General features: G+C 59.0%; 16 protein-coding genes. 4 read left to right on the forward strand and 12 right to left on the reverse strand.

The window, feature by feature from the left end:
- Positions 1-33: 33 nt before the first annotated feature.
- On the reverse strand, positions 34-828 hold the full coding sequence (locus tag H8S59_RS20550; RefSeq protein ID WP_095095002.1) for a dienelactone hydrolase family protein: 795 nt from the start codon (positions 826-828) through the stop codon (positions 34-36).
- A 186-nt stretch (positions 829-1,014) separates the two neighbouring features.
- Between H8S59_RS20550 and H8S59_RS20555 the strand changes: the two genes are divergently transcribed.
- The 3 genes from H8S59_RS20555 (at position 1,015) to H8S59_RS20565 (ending at position 3,602) form a co-directional block, all read left to right on the forward strand.
- On the forward strand, positions 1,015-1,398 hold the full coding sequence (locus H8S59_RS20555) for a hypothetical protein (RefSeq protein ID WP_187522625.1): 384 nt from the start codon (positions 1,015-1,017) through the stop codon (positions 1,396-1,398).
- Positions 1,399-1,581: 183 nt separating this feature from the next.
- Entirely contained in the window at positions 1,582-2,259 is a 678-nt protein-coding gene (locus H8S59_RS20560; RefSeq protein WP_095094996.1) for a response regulator transcription factor, read from the forward strand.
- Complete coding sequence (locus H8S59_RS20565) at positions 2,256-3,602, forward strand: ATP-binding protein (RefSeq protein WP_095094993.1); 1,347 nt, start codon at positions 2,256-2,258, stop codon at positions 3,600-3,602. The genes H8S59_RS20560 and H8S59_RS20565 overlap by 4 nt, the downstream gene beginning before the upstream one ends.
- Before the next feature lie 45 nt (positions 3,603-3,647).
- Here H8S59_RS20565 and hutH read toward each other — a convergent pair whose 3' ends face one another.
- The 11 genes from hutH to hutC all read right to left on the reverse strand — a co-directional run bounded on the left by hutH (position 3,648) and on the right by hutC (position 14,988).
- Positions 3,648-5,276, reverse strand: coding sequence for a histidine ammonia-lyase (hutH, locus tag H8S59_RS20570; RefSeq protein ID WP_187522626.1), 1,629 nt, complete (start codon positions 5,274-5,276; stop codon positions 3,648-3,650).
- 12 nt (positions 5,277-5,288) lie between these two features.
- The gene (locus H8S59_RS20575; protein ID WP_187522627.1) at positions 5,289-6,119 is read right to left on the reverse strand and encodes a quaternary amine ABC transporter ATP-binding protein; all 831 of its coding nucleotides are present in this window, start codon (positions 6,117-6,119) and stop codon (positions 5,289-5,291) included.
- A complete protein-coding gene (locus H8S59_RS20580; RefSeq protein ID WP_095092575.1) occupies positions 6,116-6,967 on the reverse strand; it encodes an ABC transporter permease in 852 nt (283 codons plus the stop codon). The genes H8S59_RS20575 and H8S59_RS20580 overlap by 4 nt, the downstream gene beginning before the upstream one ends.
- Positions 6,968-7,078: 111 nt before the next feature.
- Positions 7,079-8,047 (reverse strand): ABC transporter substrate-binding protein, encoded by a 969-nt coding sequence (locus H8S59_RS20585; RefSeq protein WP_087266038.1) that lies wholly within the window; start codon positions 8,045-8,047, stop codon positions 7,079-7,081.
- 235 nt (positions 8,048-8,282) lie between these two features.
- Positions 8,283-9,968, reverse strand: coding sequence for a urocanate hydratase (hutU, locus tag H8S59_RS20590; protein WP_187522628.1), 1,686 nt, complete (start codon positions 9,966-9,968; stop codon positions 8,283-8,285).
- 377 nt (positions 9,969-10,345) lie between these two features.
- A complete protein-coding gene (locus tag H8S59_RS20595; RefSeq protein ID WP_095092571.1) occupies positions 10,346-11,071 on the reverse strand; it encodes an anti-sigma factor in 726 nt (241 codons plus the stop codon).
- Positions 11,068-11,631 (reverse strand): sigma-70 family RNA polymerase sigma factor, encoded by a 564-nt coding sequence (locus H8S59_RS20600; RefSeq protein ID WP_187522629.1) that lies wholly within the window; start codon positions 11,629-11,631, stop codon positions 11,068-11,070. Before H8S59_RS20600 ends, H8S59_RS20595 begins: the two co-directional genes overlap by 4 nt.
- 93 nt (positions 11,632-11,724) lie before the next feature.
- Positions 11,725-12,258 (reverse strand): DUF3455 domain-containing protein, encoded by a 534-nt coding sequence (locus tag H8S59_RS20605; RefSeq protein ID WP_027898144.1) that lies wholly within the window; start codon positions 12,256-12,258, stop codon positions 11,725-11,727.
- A gap of 104 nt (positions 12,259-12,362) precedes the next feature.
- Positions 12,363-13,541 carry a Na+/H+ antiporter NhaA gene (gene nhaA, locus H8S59_RS20610; protein WP_187522630.1) on the reverse strand — a complete coding sequence of 393 codons (1,179 nt, stop codon included), beginning with the start codon at positions 13,539-13,541 and terminating at the stop codon, positions 12,363-12,365.
- A 146-nt stretch (positions 13,542-13,687) separates the two neighbouring features.
- Positions 13,688-14,281, reverse strand: a complete 594-nt coding sequence (locus tag H8S59_RS20615; RefSeq protein WP_187522631.1) for a HutD/Ves family protein — start codon at positions 14,279-14,281, stop codon at positions 13,688-13,690.
- Positions 14,278-14,988: a histidine utilization transcriptional repressor HutC gene (hutC, locus tag H8S59_RS20620; protein ID WP_176560573.1), complete on the reverse strand. Its 711-nt coding sequence runs from the start codon at positions 14,986-14,988 to the stop codon at positions 14,278-14,280. Before hutC ends, H8S59_RS20615 begins: the two co-directional genes overlap by 4 nt.
- Before the next feature lie 223 nt (positions 14,989-15,211).
- Between hutC and H8S59_RS20625 the strand changes: the two genes are divergently transcribed.
- Positions 15,212-16,556: formimidoylglutamate deiminase (locus H8S59_RS20625; protein ID WP_187522632.1), on the forward strand; the 1,345-nt coding region annotated here is incomplete at its 3' end.

Genomic DNA, 16,556 nt, shown 5'->3' on the forward strand with positions numbered 1-16,556 from the left:
GCTCCTACAGGATTGTGGTTCATCCTGGGCGGGTTACGCGCCAAACACCTTCTTCAAGAACGCCTGCATATCTTTCCACGAGCTTTCATCAGCGGCTTTGTTATAGCCGATGTCCGGGCCGCCGTGTTCGCCGTGGCTCAGACGGTCGGCGTCAGGGTTGGTGAAGCCGTGTTTGGCGTCGGCGAGGCTGACGAATTTATAGTCTGCACCTGCATCGTCCATTTCCTTTTTGAAGGCCGCGACGTTTTCCGGGGTGACCATGCTGTCTTTAGCGCCATGTTCCACCAGCATCGGCACTTTCACGCCACCGGCTTTGGCGGGGGTGTTGGTGACCAGCGCGCCATGGAAGCTGACCACGCCCGCCAGCGGTTCGCCGCGACGTGCCGCATCCAGAACGATCTTGCCGCCGAAGCAGTAGCCGATAGCGGCGATTTTTTTCGGATCGGTCTGCGGTTGTTTCTTCAGTTGTTCGAGACCTGCATCGAAGCGCTTGTTGGCCGCTTCGCTGTCTTTTAACGCCGCCTGCATGAAGCCCATGGCGTCTTTCGGGTGTTCGGTGTTCTTGCCTTCGCCGTACATGTCGATGGCCATGGCGCTGTAGCCAAGCGCTGCAAGGTCACGAGCGCGACGTTTGGCGTAATCGTTCAGCCCCCACCATTCGTGGACCACGATGATGCCGGGACGCTGGCCTTTGATGGCGTCGTCATAGGCGTAATAACCCACCAGCGGTGTGCCGTCGGCGCTTTTATAGTTGATCTGTTCGGTCTTGATGGCCGCCTGAGTCATTCCGGCCAGCCCCATCATCAGCAACGCAATCCAGAAACGCATGATCAACACCTTCTATATAGCGGTTGGGAATGGGGAGAAAGATTAGCGCATTGTGACGGGTGTTTTTTAATGTGTGCGGTAGATAGTTATTCAGCGCAGGTTCAGTGGGTGTTCAGGGCCGGTTCAGGGCGCGCAGACTAGTCTGGTGTCGTACCTGAACAGCGCCCGGCGCAAGAGGACTACAGCATGACGACACTCAACAAGTTTTTCCTGGCTTTGGCTTTTCTGGGCGGCAGTGCTGCGGCGCAAGCGGCGGACAGCGGCAATGAAGTTTCCCGAGCACCGCTGAACAAGAGTGGTGAGCGGGTCGACAGGTTTGGCGAGAGCGGCAGGTCGCTTGGTGATGGAGTCTGGAGTCAGGGCTTGAGCGAGCAGGGCGATGACCAGCCTCACGCCGACCGGCTATATTATTCGGCAGCGTATGACAGCCTGTCGGGGACGTATAACGGCGTGCCGGTCGCGCAGAAAACACTGTCGGGGCACTATGATCTGCGGCAGGCTCATGCGCTGGGGTTCAGTGCTGAAGAGGGTGATTCGCAACGCTGGAAACCGCTGCAGCAGGGGCTTTGATAGTTGGTCATCACGGTTCGTAGGACCGGCTTTAGCCGGGAGGATGGCATTCCTGATGATAGAAATGCGGCGAATGTACTTGCTTCCTCGCGGCTGAAGCTGCTCCTACGGGTTTATCGTCTTTGAAATGCCGGATTGCGGTTTGTTGATTTTAGAACGTGAAACATCACCCAGGAGAGCGTCATGAAGTTGCTGGTGGTTGAGGACGAGGCGCTGTTGCGTCATCACTTGCAAACCCGATTGACCGAGGCTGGCCATATCGTTGAGTCGGTCGCCAATGCCGAAGAGGCGCTGTACCAGGTGGGGCAGTTCAACCATGACCTGGCGGTGATCGACCTCGGGCTGCCGGGCATGAGCGGCCTGGAACTGATTCGCCAGTTGCGGACCCTTGGCAAGGCGTTCCCGATTCTGATTTTGACCGCCCGTGGCAATTGGCAGGACAAGGTCGAAGGTCTGGCCGCCGGGGCTGATGATTACGTGGTCAAGCCGTTCCAGTTCGAAGAGCTGGAAGCGCGACTCAATGCGTTGCTGCGTCGGGCCAGCGGTTTTACCCACTCGACGATTATTGCCGGGCCATTGTCGCTGGACCTGAACCGCAAACAGGCAACGCTGGAAGAGCAACCGCTGCCGCTGACGGCCTACGAATACCGGATTCTCGAATACCTCATGCGCCATCATCAGCAGGTGGTGGCCAAAGAGCGCCTGATGGAGCAACTCTACCCCGATGACGAAGAGCGCGATCCTAATGTGATCGAGGTCCTGGTCGGTCGTCTGCGGCGCAAGATCGAAGGTGCCGTGGCCTTCAAACCCATTGAAACCGTGCGCGGGCTGGGCTATCTGTTCAACGAGCGCTGCACATGATTCGTTCGCTGCACCTGCGCCTGATGATTGGCGCAGCGACCCTTGCAGTGATTTTCATGTTGCTCATGTTGCCTGCCTTGCAGGGCGCGTTCAGCCTCGCGTTGCGCGGCTCCATCGAGCAACGGCTGGCGTCCGATGTGACCACATTGATTTCCGCCGCCAGAGTCGAGAATGGCCGTCTGTTGATGCCGTCGGTGCTGCCGGGCGAGCAATTCAACCTTCCGGGGTCGCGTTTACTGGGCTACATCTATAACCGTCAGGGTGATCTGGTCTGGCGCTCCCTGGCCACTGAAGATGAGTTCATCGACTACCAGCCGCGTTACGACGGCAAGGGCAGTGAGTTCACGACCATCAGGGAATCCAACGGCGAAGAGTTTTTCGTCTATGACGTAGAAATCAAATTGCTCGGCGGCCGTAACGCGGCTTTCAGCATCGTGGCCCTGCAACCGGTGCGCGGTTATCAGGAAACCGTGACTGAGTTGCGGCAAAAACTGTATCTGGGGTTTGGCGCGGCGTTGCTGGTATTGCTCGCGCTGCTCTGGCTGGGGCTGACCTGGGGGCTGCGTGCCTTGCGCGGTTTGAGTCAGGAGCTGGATCAGGTGGAGTCAGGCCAGCGCGAGAGCCTCAGTGAAAACCATCCCAGTGAATTGTTGCGTCTGACCGGCTCGTTGAACCGTCTGCTGAGCAGCGAGCGCGAGCAGCGAATTCGTTACCGGGATTCCCTCGACGACCTGGCTCACAGCCTGAAAACCCCACTGGCGGTGTTGCAGGGTGTCAGTGAAAACATCGCCAAGCGACCTGAAGACGTGGAGCAGGCGCGCATTCTTCAATCGCAGATCGAGCGCATGAGTCAGCAGATCGGCTATCAGCTGCAACGGGCCAGCCTGCGCAAGAGCGGGCTGGTGCGTCATCACGTCAGGCTGCGGCCGGTGGTGGAAAGCCTGTGCAATACGCTGGAGAAGGTCTACCGCGATAAACAGGTCAAGGTGACGCTGGATTTGCCCGACGAATGCGTGGTGCCGATGGAAGAGGGCGCTTTGCTGGAAATGCTCGGCAATCTGTTGGAGAACGCCTATCGGCTGTGTCTGGGGCAGGTGCGGGTCAGCCTGCGCCCGTCCGAGTCGGGCGATGAGCTGTGCGTTGAGGACGATGGTCCCGGCGTGCCGGAAAGCCAGCGCGAACGTATTTTGCAGCGGGGCGAACGGCTGGACCGCCAGAACCCGGGGCAGGGTATCGGTCTGGCGGTGGTCAAAGACATCATCGAAAGCTACAACGCCCGCTTGACCCTGGACGACTCGCCGCTGGGCGGGGCTGCGTTCAGGATTCATTTTTTCGCGGGTTAGGCCGCTGCTGCGCGCGGGGCAGTTGGAGCGAGGCTTGCCCGCGAATCAGTCGATGAGGTGAATCAGGAAGACCGCGTCATCGTTTTTCGCGGGCAAGCCTCGCTCCAACAGGCCGCAGGCTGAGCTTCTCCTGGCTGAATCGATAGTGAGTGACCGGCACTGGCGAAACACTCTTTCCAGCAGCGCTTCACTTCTCAACACCTTGGCACTGCTGGCAATATCCGGCGCGAGCCAGCGGTCTTCGTCGTACGGCGGGACTTCTTCGCGGAGCACGCGCCACGCGGCATCGGTGCCGACGCCAAAGCGCTGGATCTTCAAAAATTCGAAGGCCTGGGCCGCGAGCAAATACTCAATCGCCAGAATCTGGGTGGTGTTATCCAGCACCTTGTGCAGCTTCAGCGCAGCGTTGGTGCCCATGCTCAAATGGTCTTCCTGCAGGCCCGACGTGACGAAGTTGTCGGTAACCGCCGGTTGCGCCAGTTGGCGGTTTTCCGCACACAGGGACGCCGCGACGTACTGAACAATCATCATCCCCGAGTTGACCCCCGGCTGGCTGACCAGAAACGCCGGCAGGTTACTGATAGTCGGGTTGATCAGGCGATCCAGTCGCCGCTCGGCAATCGAGCCCAGTTCAGCCACGGCAATGGCCAATAGATCTGCGGCCATGGCCACAGACTGACCGTGCGGGTTGGCTTGCGACACCACCCGATACGCCTCAGGTGTGCCGAGTAAAAGCGGGTTGTCAGTGGCCGAGTTCAGCTCGATTTCAATCTGCCGGGTCGCATGCACTAATTGGTCGCGAGTCGCGCCGTGCACTTGCGGGATCGAGCGAACGCTCAGCGCGTCCTGAGTCCGAATGCCATGGCTGTTGACCACCACTTCGCTGCCGTCCAGCAGACCACGCAGGTTGCTGCCAACGATTTGCATGCCCGGATGCGGCTTGAGTGCGATGATCTCGGGATCGAACGCATTGATCTGACCGCCAAGCGCTTCAAAGCTCATGGCGCCAATCACATCCGCCCACTGTGTCAGACGCTGCGCGTCGGCAATCGCCAGGCAGCTCAGGCCGGTCATGCACGGCGTACCGTTGACCAGACACAACCCGTCTTTCGCACCCAGCACCACCGGACTCAACCCTTCGGCGTCCAGCGCTTGCTGTGCAGGTACGACATGGCCGCGATAACTGACATTGCCTACGCCCAGCAAGGCAATGCCGATGTGCGCCATGTGCGTCAGATAACCCACCGAACCCTGAGACGGTACGTACGGTGTGATGTTGCGGTTGAGCAGGTTCAGTAACGCTTCGACCACTTGCCGGTGCAGCCCGGATTTGCCCTGGCTGTAATTGATGATTGCCGCGCAGATGATCGACCGGGTTTGCTCGTCTGAAAGCGCTACACCGACGCCACACGCGTGGCTCAGCAAGGTATTGCGCGACAGCTGGCTTAGTTGTTCGCCTTGCAGGGAAATGTTGCACAGAGCGCCCAGCCCGGTGTTCACGCCATAAGCACGCTCGCCGCTGGCGACGATGCGCTCGACGATGGCCTGAGCGTTGTCGATCCGCGCCCAGGCGGTGTCCGAAAGCGCCAGCTGTGCGCCCCGGCGAGCGACTGCGACCACCTCTTGCCAACGGACCGGACCTTCACCAATGACCACTTGTTCGACGGGCGACATCTGCACGCTTCCTTACACAGTGACTGCGCGCCGCTGCACGAAACGATCAACGTATTCGTCGGCGGGGGAGTAGAGGATTTCTTTCGGAGTGCCCACCTGAATCAACTGCCCGTCCTTGAGAATCGCGATGCGATTACCGATGCGCACGGCTTCATCAAGGTCGTGGGTGATGAACACAATGGTTTTCTTCAGGCTGCTTTGCAGTTCCAGCAACTGGTCCTGCATTTCCGCGCGGATCAACGGATCGAGGGCGCTGAACGCTTCGTCCATCAGAATAATGTCGGTGTCAGCCGCCAATGCGCGGGCCAGCCCCACCCGTTGGCGCATGCCGCCGGACAGCTGATGCGGGTATTTATTTTCGTAGCCTTGCAGGCCCACGGTGCTGATCCATTGGCGGGCGCGCTCGATGCAATACTCTTTGCTCTCGCCGCGTACTTTCAGGCCGTAGGCAACGTTGTCCTCTACCGTCTTGTGCGGCAGCAAGCCGAAGCTCTGGAACACCATGCTGATTTTCTTGCGGCGGAATTGGCGCAGGGCTTCCATGTCGTACTGCAGGATGTCTTCGCCATCGACCAGAATTTCACCGCTGGTGGGATCAATCAGACGGTTGAAGTGGCGCACCAGCGTGGACTTGCCTGAACCGGACAGGCCCATGATCACGAAAATCTCACCGCTGCCGATGGACAGCGACAAGTCGTTCACGCCGACCACGCAGCCGGTTTTTGCCAATACTTCATCTTTGCTGCCGTTCTGTCTGACCATTTCCAGCGCGTCCTTGGGACGGTTGCCGAAGATCTTGAAGACGTTGCGGACCACGATTTTGTTGGGCTCTTGGTCAGTCATTTGTTCGCCTCATGCCGTGGTCGGCCGTATGCCTGGGTGATGCGGTCGATGACCACTGCGAGAATCACGATAGCCAGCCCGGCTTCGAGTCCGCGTCCGACGTTCAGGGTCTGAATGCCCACCAACACATCTTCGCCAAGGCCGCGAGCGCCGATCATCGAGGCGATAACCACCATCGACAGGGCCATCATCGTGGTCTGGTTGATCCCGGCCATGATGCTCGGCAGCGCCAGGGGAAGTTGCACGCCGAACAATTGCTGCCAGCGGTTTGCGCCGAAGGCATTGATTGCTTCCATGACTTCGCCGTCCACCTGGCGAATGCCCAGATCGGTGAGGCGAATCAAAGGCGGCGCTGCGTAGATCACGGTGGCAAAAATCGCCGGGACCTTGCCTAGGCCGAACAGCATCAGCACCGGAATCAGGTATACGAAGCTGGGCATGGTCTGCATGATGTCCAGCAATGGCATCAGCACCGAACGCAGGCGATTACTGCGCGCCGAGAGGATGCCCAGCGGTATGCCGATGATCACTGAGATCAGCGTGGCGACCAGCATCAGCGCTAACGTCTGCATCAGCTTGTCCCACAGCCCGACCGCGCCCACCAGAAACAGCAGGCCGACGATGACGGCGGTGGTCACGATCTTGCGCGTGGCATGCCAGGCAATGCCGCCGACAATCGCCAGCATCAACCACCATGGCGCCATGCGCAGCAGGCCTTCCAGATTGACGATGGCCCACAGCAGCGTGTCGGAGATCTGCCGGAACACATCGCCGTAATTGGTCACCAGCGCATCAACCCAGTCGTTGACCAGATTGGCGATGGAGAATGTGAAGCTTTCGGGGAACATAAGGTGCTCTCTGAACGGGGATTCAATTCTGTAGGAGCTGCCGAAGGCTGCGAAGGCGGCGGATCAGGTATATCGCTTCGCAGCCTTCGGCAGCTCCTACAGGGGATTGCGTTACAACGAAGCATCCACCTTTTTCGCCGCTTCTTCACTCACCCAGGCATGCCAGACTTCCGGGTGTTCCTTGAGGAAGATCTTCGCCAGTTTCGGCGATTCGATGCGGTCCTTGGTCATGCGGGCCAGGTTCTGGTTGAGCAGATCAATGGGGATGTTGACCTTTTCCATGACTGACACCAATTCCGGAGCCTGTTCGTGGAAGGTCTTGGACAAGCCCACCTTGATCTCGATGTTCTTGTTCACCCCATCTTTCTCTTCCAGACGTACCAGATCCACCTGGCCCATCAGAGGCGTTGGCGACCAGTAGTAAGTCAGGATCGGCTCGCCACGTTTGTAGCTCGACAGAATAGCTGCATCCAGCGCCGGGCCGGTGCCTGGGCGGAAGTTGGTGTATTTGTCTTCCAGGCCATAGGTCTTCAGCATTTCGCTGTTTTCCAGCTCGCAGGTCCAGCCAGCAGGGCAGTTGTAGAAACGGCCTTTGCCCGGCTCTTCAGCGTCTTTGAAAAGCGTCGAGTATTTGGCCAGATCGCTGATGGATTTCAGGTCCGGAGCCTTGGCTTCCAGCTTGCGCTTGGCGTCGCCTTCGATCACATAACGCGGCACGTACCAACCCTCGACCGCGCCTTTGACGGGGCTGCCGACACCGACCACTTTCCCGGCTTTCTCAGCCTTGTTCCACACTTCGCTGCGGCCGACCCACTCTTCGGCGAAGACCTGAATATCGTTGGTGCTCAGGGCGTTTTCCATGGTGATGGAATTGCCCGGCAAGCTATCGACTTCACAGCCGTAACCCTTGTTCAGGACCACCTGCAGCACGTCGGTCAGCAACATGGCGCTTTCCCAGTTCAGACCGGCGAACTTCACCGGCTTGCCGGATTCACACCAACCCGCTGCCTGACTCGCGCCAGCGCCGGTGAGCAAACCCAGTGAAATCAACGTGGATAGCAGTGCCTTCTTGGTTTTCATTGTGTGACGCTCCTCGCGAATGGATGTGGGCAGTTTCCAGATCAAAAGGCCAGAAGCCTGATTGCAGGACACTTGACGGTCCTTTGGGGTGGTCAGTTCCTTCTGCGGGTTTGGATATCCTTTGTGGGAGCGGGTGGGCGGCATTCCGACTTGCCCGCGATAAACGATGACGCGGTATGTCGTCTAGCTGCGTCTCATGTATCGCGGGCAAGCACCGCTCCCACAGGGAAACTCGCTAGCCCTTGATCATCGGCAGGTTCAAGCCCTTTTCATTGGCGCAATCGATCGCGATCTGATAACCCGCATCCGCATGGCGCATCACGCCGGTGGCCGGGTCGTTGTGCAACACGCGGGCGATGCGTTCGGCGGCTTCGTCGCTGCCGTCGCACACGATCACCATCCCCGAATGCTGCGAGAAGCCCATGCCGACGCCGCCGCCGTGGTGCAGTGAAACCCAGGTTGCGCCGCTGGCGGTGTTCAGCAGAGCGTTGAGCAGTGGCCAGTCGGATACGGCATCGGAACCGTCCTGCATGGATTCTGTTTCGCGGTTCGGGCTAGAGACCGAGCCGGAGTCCAAGTGGTCGCGGCCGATCACAACCGGTGCCGACAACTCACCGCTGCGGACCATTTCGTTGAACGCCAGACCGAGTTTGGCGCGCTGACCCAGGCCGACCCAGCAGATACGCGCTGGCAGGCCCTGAAAGGCAATGCGCTCGCGGGCCATGTTCAGCCAGTTGTGCAGATGCGCGTCGTCCGGGATCAGTTCTTTGACCTTGGCATCGGTCTTGTAGATGTCTTCCGGATCGCCAGACAGCGCGGCCCAGCGGAAAGGCCCTACACCACGGCAGAACAACGGACGAATGTAGGCCGGGACGAAACCCGGGAAGTCGAACGCATTGGTCACGCCTTCTTCCTTGGCCATCTGCCGGATGTTGTTGCCGTAATCGAAAGTCGGGATGCCCATTTTCTGGAACGCCAGCATCGCTTCAACGTGCTCGGCCATGGACTGCTTGGCGGCTTTGACCACTGCTGCGGGTTCGGTCAAAGAGCGGGCGCGGTACTCATCCCAGGTCCAGCCTTTTGGCAGATAACCGTTGAGTGGGTCGTGGGCGCTGGTCTGGTCGGTGACCATGTCCGGGCGCACGCCACGACGAACCATTTCCGGCAGGATTTCTGCGGCGTTACCACACAGGGCGATGGATATCGCCTTGCCTTCTGCGGTGTACTTGGCGATACGTGCCAGGGCGTCATCCAGATCGTCGGCTTGTTCATCGACGTAACGGGTCTTGAGGCGGAAGTCGATCCGGCTCTGTTGGCATTCGATGTTCAACGAGCTGGCCCCGGCCATACCTGCTGCCAGAGGTTGCGCGCCTCCCATGCCACCCAGGCCTGCCGTCAGGACCCACTTGCCTTTGAGGCTGCCGTTGTAATGCTGGCGACCGGCTTCGACGAAGGTTTCGTAAGTACCTTGAACGATCCCCTGGCTACCGATGTAGATCCAGCTGCCTGCGGTCATCTGGCCGTACATCGCCAGACCCTTGGCATCCAGTTCGTTGAAGTGCTCCCAGCTCGCCCAGTGCGGCACCAGGTTGGAGTTGGCGATCAATACCCGAGGCGCGTTGCTGTGGGTCTTGAACACGCCGACCGGCTTGCCGGACTGAACCAGCAGGGTTTCGTCGTCATTCAGATTGGTCAGGCTTTCGACGATCTTGTCGTAGCACTCCCAGTTGCGGGCTGCGCGACCGATGCCGCCGTAAACCACCAGTTCTTTGGGGTTCTCAGCCACTTCCGGGTCAAGGTTGTTCATCAGCATGCGCAATGGTGCTTCGGTCATCCAGCTTTTGGCGGTGAGCTTGGTGCCACGAGCCGCGCGTACTTCGACGTCACGGTAGCGGGTCCAGTGTTGGTTATTCTCGGTCACGAAAGAAGTCCTCAGCGATCAGTTCAATGCACTTGGCTTTACTTGTATGTACAAGCATATGCAATTGAAATACCAACTCTTGAAAACCAGTTGGTAGGAGCGAACTTGTTCGCGAGGTGGGAGGCGGATTGATGAATATGTTGGGTGGTCTGACGCTCTCGCGAACAAGTTCGCTCCTACCATTAATCCGCGCAGGTTCAATAGGTTGTGTGCTGTTTGGCTGCGTGGTGCTTTGCTGGATTGGCGACTTCTACGGTGCCGTGGACCAACCTTGCAGAGAAAGATGCGCGCAAAGAACCAGTCGTCTGCAGTTGTTACTTGGCAGACGACTCGCTTCGTTTTGGGGCGCTCGGTAACAAAATGGTGCGCGGTTTGGGTCAGATGACCTTCACCGCACGCCCGATGAACTGGATCGGCCCGGTAGGCTTGCCTATCGGTGAACCGGTGGCTTGTTCAAGCGTCAGCTCGAACAATTGGTTAGGCTGCAACGGCGGCAGTTTATCCAGCGGCACTTGCAGGGTTTGCCCCGGCTTGACCAAGCCCAGAGACACGGGACCCTGCCAGTCGTCACCCTTGGTCCAGAATTCCAGCGCTTTGTCGGCGGGCACTTCGGTCACGCTCAGGGGGATGAGCTGTATGTCTTGAGAGTTGCTGGTCTGAATCACCCAGCCTGGCGCTTTATCCTGCGGCGCGACCAGCACCACCAGATACGATGGCGATGGAGTCGAACGCGACTGAGTGAGCAGCGTCATGCCTAGCACCAACGACGCCGCCAACCCGGCACCTGCCAGACCGCGCCAGATCGAGAGGTTGTTCCACCAGCTTTGCACGTCGCGTTTTGCGGCTTTTTGTGGCGCGAGCAAATCATCCAGGCTGCGCTCGATCCGAGCCCACAGATGCGGTGGCGGGTTCTGCGGCTCTACCATATCCGTCAGCGGCAGCAGACGTGCTTCCCATTCATCGACTGCAGCGCGCAAGGCGGGTTCGTTGGGCAGCCGACGCTCTACTTCAATTCGTTGATGGGCAGACAAAGTGCCCAGCACATATTCGCCCGCCAACTCATTCAGCGGTTTTTGGGGTTCAGTGCCCGAGCTGTTGCTCATCCGATGCACTCCCGTAATGCATTCAGGCTGCGCTTGATCCAGGCTTTGACAGTGCCCAGCGGCGCGCCGATTTTTTGCGCAATCTCTTGATGTGAATAGCCGTCCACGTAAGCGTGGAACACGCAGTTGCGACGTACCGGTTCAAGCTGTTCCAGACAGAATTCGATCCGCCCCGGATTTACTCGCCAGTCAAAACTGTCCACCGTTTCGTTCCAGCCTTCCAGCGTTGCCTGGGCTTCATCGTGCTCGTCTTCCTCGTCGCTCTGCACTTCCCGGGCATTGTTGCGAATGGCGTTCAACGCCAGATGCCGGGTGATGCTGAATATCCAGCCACGCGCCGAACCCCGGGTCTTGTCGAAGCTTGCCGCCCCGGTCCAGACCTTGATAAAGGCGTCATGCACAATGTCCTGAGCCAGCGCGCTATCACGCACCAGTCGTTGCGCCACACCGAGCAAACGAGGACTTTCCTGGGCATACAGCCGCTCAAGCGCCTGCCGCTCGCCTCGGGCGCAGGCATCCAGTGCTGCTTCGTAATCAAACAGGGATTCTTGGGAGGACAATTCAATACGCCGTATACAGAGTACTTCTACCCCGATTTGAATCGGAGCACCCGCGCAGGAGCATAGACCAGTTCCTGCGCAGGACCCACAGACTTACTTAGCGGACCAGAAAATATAATCGGCCTGGTATTTAACGATTTCCTTGGCGCCTTTGTTGCTCTCGGCACACGCTTTAGCGGGGGCTACGCCGCCTTTGAGCGCGGTACGCTGAATGTAGGCAACACCGGTCATCGCGCCTTTGCCTTCAGCCGGGTTGGCTTTGACCAACTGGTACGGCAGGTTGCCAGCGCTGGATGGGGCCACGGCAAGCTGGGTGCCGGTCACTTTCGAACCGTCTTTGGCTTCCCAGGTGGCTGGAGGGCCGTAGTAGGTGCCGACTTGCTTGCCGCTGCGATCATTGAGCACGGCTTTAGGACCCACGAACGCCCATTCCATGCCTTCTGCAGCATTGGCTTTGGCACGGCACTCGTAAGTGATTTCGCCGACACCGGTGGTTTCCATGCTGACTTTGAAGCCGTCTGGAACCCGCACGGTTTCCGGCAGGTTGCTTTGAGCGAAGGCAGAGGGCGCCAGGCAAGTGAAAGCCAGTGCAGCACCAGTCAGGCAGAGCAAGCGTTTTGCGTTCATGCAGACATCTCCAGTTTTGGGTTTTCGCTTAACAGCCAAACCGGCTGCTTATCTGTACTACCCGCGAGAAACCCATCTGGATGCAGCAATTTGAAAATAAATTTTCAGCCTTTGCTGATTTTGCTGCGCAGGAGGATGACGCCCGCAATTGCAGCCAGTCCGGACCCCATCAATACACCGACTTTTACTTCGTCGATCAGATGCGCGGAACCGGGGAAGGCGAGGTTGCCAATAAACAGACTCATGGTGAAACCGATACCGCACAGGATTGCGACGCCATACAACTGCACCCAGTTGCTGCCTTCCGGCAACGACGCCAGGCCGGATCGAATGGCCAGAACAGCGGCGAGGAATACGCCAATCTGTTTACCCACGAACAGGCCAAGCGCAACGCCCAGCGGTACAGGATCAATCAGGTTTTGCAGCGAGATTCCTGACAACGAAACCCCGGCGTTGGCAAAGCCGAAGATGGGCACGATGGCAAACGCGACCCAGTAGTGCAGCTTCTCTTCAAGGAACAGCAGTGGCGAGCGGGACTCTTCTTCGGGCTTGCCCAACGGAATGCACAGTGCCAGAGCGACACCGGCCAATGTCGCGTGAACGCCCGATTGGAGGACGAAAAACCACAAGGCAGCGCCCAGCAACAAATACGGCAGCAGACGACGCACCCGCAGGCGATTCATCACGATCAATACCGCGAGCGTGGCGAAGGAGGCCAGCAGCATCGGCATGTTCAGGCCGGAGCTGTAAAAGAAGGCGATGATGGTGACGGCGCCCAGATCATCGAGAATCGCCAGTGCGGCGAGGAATACTTTCAGGGAGGTCGGCACGCGTTTACCCAGCAGCGACAACACGCCAAGGGCGAACGCAATATCGGTAGCGGCAGGGATTGCCCAGCCGCTCATGGTTTCCTTATTGCCCCAGTTGACCGCAATGTAGATCAGCGCAGGCACCAGCATGCCGCCAGCCGCTGCAAAGCCGGGCAGGGCGCGCTGGCCCCAGGTAGCCAGACCGCCCGCGAGCACTTCACGTTTGATTTCCAGGCCGACCATCAGGAAAAAGATCGCCATCAGCCCGTCGTTGATCCACAGCTCGACGGAAAGCCCCAGCCAGACGCTGTGCAGTGCCGCGAAGTAACCCGTTGAAAGCCCTGAGTTGGCGACGATCAAAGCAGCCAGCGCCGCGCCCATCAACACGATTCCACCGGCTGATTCGGAGGCCAGGAAGCTGGCAAGAATCGCGATGGCTCTTGGGGTTTCTTTTTTGTTGTTATAGGCAGTCATTGGCGGTGGGGGCGTCCTTGGTTTTTGATTCGCGCCACATCCTCTGTAGGAGCGCGCTTGCCCGCGATTGCGTCGGTTCAGCCGCTTCTTATGATGACTGACACACCGCAATCGCGGGCAAGCGCGCTCCTACAGGAAAGGTGCGTTCAGATCCTGGTTAGCTCAATCAAACAACAGCGGCTCGCACGCGGGGCATACAGCACAACCTCCAGCAGCGCGCCGGATTCATTATCCAGCTGCAGGCAATCATGCTTTTCCAGCAATTGCGGGGGATGCTCTGCCAGGTTCGCGGCCATCTGCTCTGCGGCGCTGAACAGCAACAGCGTAGACGCAGAACTGAACAAGCGTTGCGGTTTGAGCACGTCGACCCACTGCAGACTGACGCGATAACGTGCTGGCGAATAGATCAGGTTGAAGTCGCGAATCGCACCGTCGAGCAATGTGCAACTGACCTGGCTGTCGCCGCTGAACGCGAACGGATCACCCGGCAAAAGTGGTTCGGTCGTCTTGCCGTCGATATCCAGCGTCATGCCCACGCCTTGCAGCACGGTGATGATGCGTTGATAGCCCGGAAACAGCGAAAAGCCGCCGGACTGCTCGATATCGGCAATCGACAGGCGCCAGCTGAAACCTTCCAGGCCTTCGCCTGCATCGCGGGTCACTTCTTCCGTGCTGCCACCGCCGTTTTTCCAGGGCATGCGCGGGTAGTCGGCGGCGCGTAAAACAGTCAGTTGGCTCATTTGCTGAAACGTCCTTCCAGGCGATGGCGGGAACCGGGGTGGATCAGTCGTGCGGCGGTCACTGGCTGACGGCCAGACCACGTGCGACGGCGGATCAACAGGCAAGGTTCGCCGGGGCTAATTTGCAGCAGCTCGCACTCATCCGGCTCGGCCAGAATGGCTTCAACCACATGCTCGCCTTCGGTCAAGGGCGCGACTTGCGAGAGATAAGCGTAGGGCGTCTGCTGAGTGAAATCCTGACTCAAGTAATCCGGCGCGACCAACGCGTTGACATAGCGATCTTCGATTTGCACCGGCAGATCGTTTTCAAGATGCACGATCAACGAGTGAAAAACCCGCTGACCTTCGCGCATGTCCAGCGCCAGGGCTCGCTCTGAGCCTGCGGCTTCTTCTTTGAGCAGGATGACCTTGCAGGTGTGCCGATGACCACGGGCAGCGATTTCGTCAGCAATATTGTGGACTTCGAACAGTGCCGACTGACTTTTAGGCTCGGCGACGAAAGTACCAACGCCTTGCATGCGCACCAACAGGCCTTCGGCGGTCATTTCACGCAGGGCACGGTTGATGGTCATGCGGCTAAACCCCAGCTGGGTCACCAACTCGCTTTCCGACGGAACGCGGTGATGCGGCGGCCAGTTTCCGCACTGGATCTGCTGGGCGATCATCTGCTTGACGCGGGCGTACAGCGGGGCCGGACTGTCGCCCATTTGGGCAGCCAAAGGTGAAGTGGCAGGCGGAGTCGGCACTGAGGGCAATCCTTTTCGAAGGTAATTCAGGTGCGGGTCGGCGCTGATCTTGCAGCGCCTGGACATTAATAACGTGTGTTCACGCTAACCATTAACCTGTTCGGCGACAAGCTTGCCGGAGTTTACCGAGCGTGCAAACGTCTGTATATGTATATACAAATCACTTTCTTCGGGATGCAAAGCCATGTCCGCCTTCTTTGCCGAGCGTGCATTGTTGCCCAGCGGCTGGGCCACTAATGTTCGCATTGAGGTCAGCGCCGCTGGCGTGATCACTCATGTCGCCACGGAGGCAGAGGCTTCTGGTGCGGAGTTACTCACAGGACCGTTGCTGCCAGGCATGCCAAATCTGCATTCTCATGCGTTTCAGCGGGCGATGGCCGGGCTGGCGGAAGTCGCGGGCAACCCTAATGACAGCTTCTGGACCTGGCGCGATTTGATGTACCGCCTGGTCGGCAAGATCAGCCCGCAGCAACTGGGCGTCATTGCCCGTCAGTTGTACATCGAAATGCTCAAGGGCGGTTTTACCTCGGTCGCCGAATTTCATTACGTGCATCAAGACACTACCGGCAGGCCTTACGCCGATCCCGCGGAATTGGCACTGCAAGTCAGCCAGGCGGCAAGTTCTGCCGGGATCGGACTGACGCTGTTACCGGTGCTCTACAGTCATTCCGGTTTCGGCGGGCAAGCGCCGAACGAGGGGCAGCGGCGATTTATCCACAGCACCGACAGCTACCTTGATCTGCAGGCCCGTTTGCAACCTGTATTGCGCCAGCAGCCTGCACAGCAACTGGGCCTGTGTTTTCACTCGCTGCGTGCGGTAACGCCTGAGCAGATCAGTGCGGTACTGGCCGCCAGTGATCCGCACTGCCCGGTACATATCCATATCGCCGAACAGCAGAAGGAAGTCGACGACTGCCTGAGCTGGAGCGGCCGTCGGCCTGTGCAATGGCTGTACGAGAACGCTCCGGTTAATGAGCGTTGGTGTCTGGTGCATGCAACGCATGTGGAGCCTGATGAAGTGGCGCTGATGGCGCAAAGCGGCGCGGTCGCCGGGTTGTGTCTGACCACCGAAGCGAATCTGGGCGACGGGATTTTTCCGGCAGTGGATTACATCGCTCAAGGCGGGCGCTGGGGGATCGGTTCAGACAGCCATGTGTCATTGAGCGTCGTCGAAGAATTGCGCTGGCTGGAGTACGGTCAGCGACTGCGGGATCAGCGTCGCAATCGCTTGTATCGCAGCGATCAGCCCATGGTCGGCAGGACGCTGTTTGATGCAGCGCTGGTCGGTGGGGCTCAGGCGCTGGGTCAGCCGATGGGTCGACTGGAAGTGGGGCAGCGCGCCGACTGGCTGGTGCTCGATGGCAATGATCCGTATATCGCCACAGCGTCGGACGACGGGATCCTCAACCGCTGGCTATTCGCAGGCAGCGACCGGCAGATTCGCGACGTGATGGTCAACGGTAAGTGGGTGGTGCGCGAAGGGCATCATGCCGGGGAAGAGCAGAGCAATCGGGAGTTTGCGCAGGTGC

Origin of the sequence: Pseudomonas folii (genome assembly GCF_014357575.1) — a bacterium.
GTDB lineage: Bacteria > Pseudomonadota > Gammaproteobacteria > Pseudomonadales > Pseudomonadaceae > Aquipseudomonas > Aquipseudomonas folii.

What these genes read in the sequence shown, in the direction of transcription:
- H8S59_RS20550 (WP_095095002.1), bottom strand. Translation starts at nt 828, where the DNA reads ATGCGTTTCTGGATTGCGTTGCTGATGATGGGGCTGGCCGGAATGACT.
- H8S59_RS20555 (WP_187522625.1), top strand. Translation starts at nt 1,015, where the DNA reads ATGACGACACTCAACAAGTTTTTCCTGGCTTTGGCTTTTCTGGGCGGC.
- H8S59_RS20560 (WP_095094996.1), top strand. Translation starts at nt 1,582, where the DNA reads ATGAAGTTGCTGGTGGTTGAGGACGAGGCGCTGTTGCGTCATCACTTG.
- H8S59_RS20565 (WP_095094993.1), top strand. Translation starts at nt 2,256, where the DNA reads ATGATTCGTTCGCTGCACCTGCGCCTGATGATTGGCGCAGCGACCCTT.
- hutH (WP_187522626.1), bottom strand. Translation starts at nt 5,276, where the DNA reads ATGTCGCCCGTCGAACAAGTGGTCATTGGTGAAGGTCCGGTCCGTTGG.
- H8S59_RS20575 (WP_187522627.1), bottom strand. Translation starts at nt 6,119, where the DNA reads ATGACTGACCAAGAGCCCAACAAAATCGTGGTCCGCAACGTCTTCAAG.
- H8S59_RS20580 (WP_095092575.1), bottom strand. Translation starts at nt 6,967, where the DNA reads ATGTTCCCCGAAAGCTTCACATTCTCCATCGCCAATCTGGTCAACGAC.
- H8S59_RS20585 (WP_087266038.1), bottom strand. Translation starts at nt 8,047, where the DNA reads ATGAAAACCAAGAAGGCACTGCTATCCACGTTGATTTCACTGGGTTTG.
- H8S59_RS20595 (WP_095092571.1), bottom strand. Translation starts at nt 11,071, where the DNA reads ATGAGCAACAGCTCGGGCACTGAACCCCAAAAACCGCTGAATGAGTTG.
- H8S59_RS20605 (WP_027898144.1), bottom strand. Translation starts at nt 12,258, where the DNA reads ATGAACGCAAAACGCTTGCTCTGCCTGACTGGTGCTGCACTGGCTTTC.
- nhaA (WP_187522630.1), bottom strand. Translation starts at nt 13,541, where the DNA reads ATGACTGCCTATAACAACAAAAAAGAAACCCCAAGAGCCATCGCGATT.
- H8S59_RS20615 (WP_187522631.1), bottom strand. Translation starts at nt 14,281, where the DNA reads ATGAGCCAACTGACTGTTTTACGCGCCGCCGACTACCCGCGCATGCCC.
- hutC (WP_176560573.1), bottom strand. Translation starts at nt 14,988, where the DNA reads ATGGGCGACAGTCCGGCCCCGCTGTACGCCCGCGTCAAGCAGATGATC.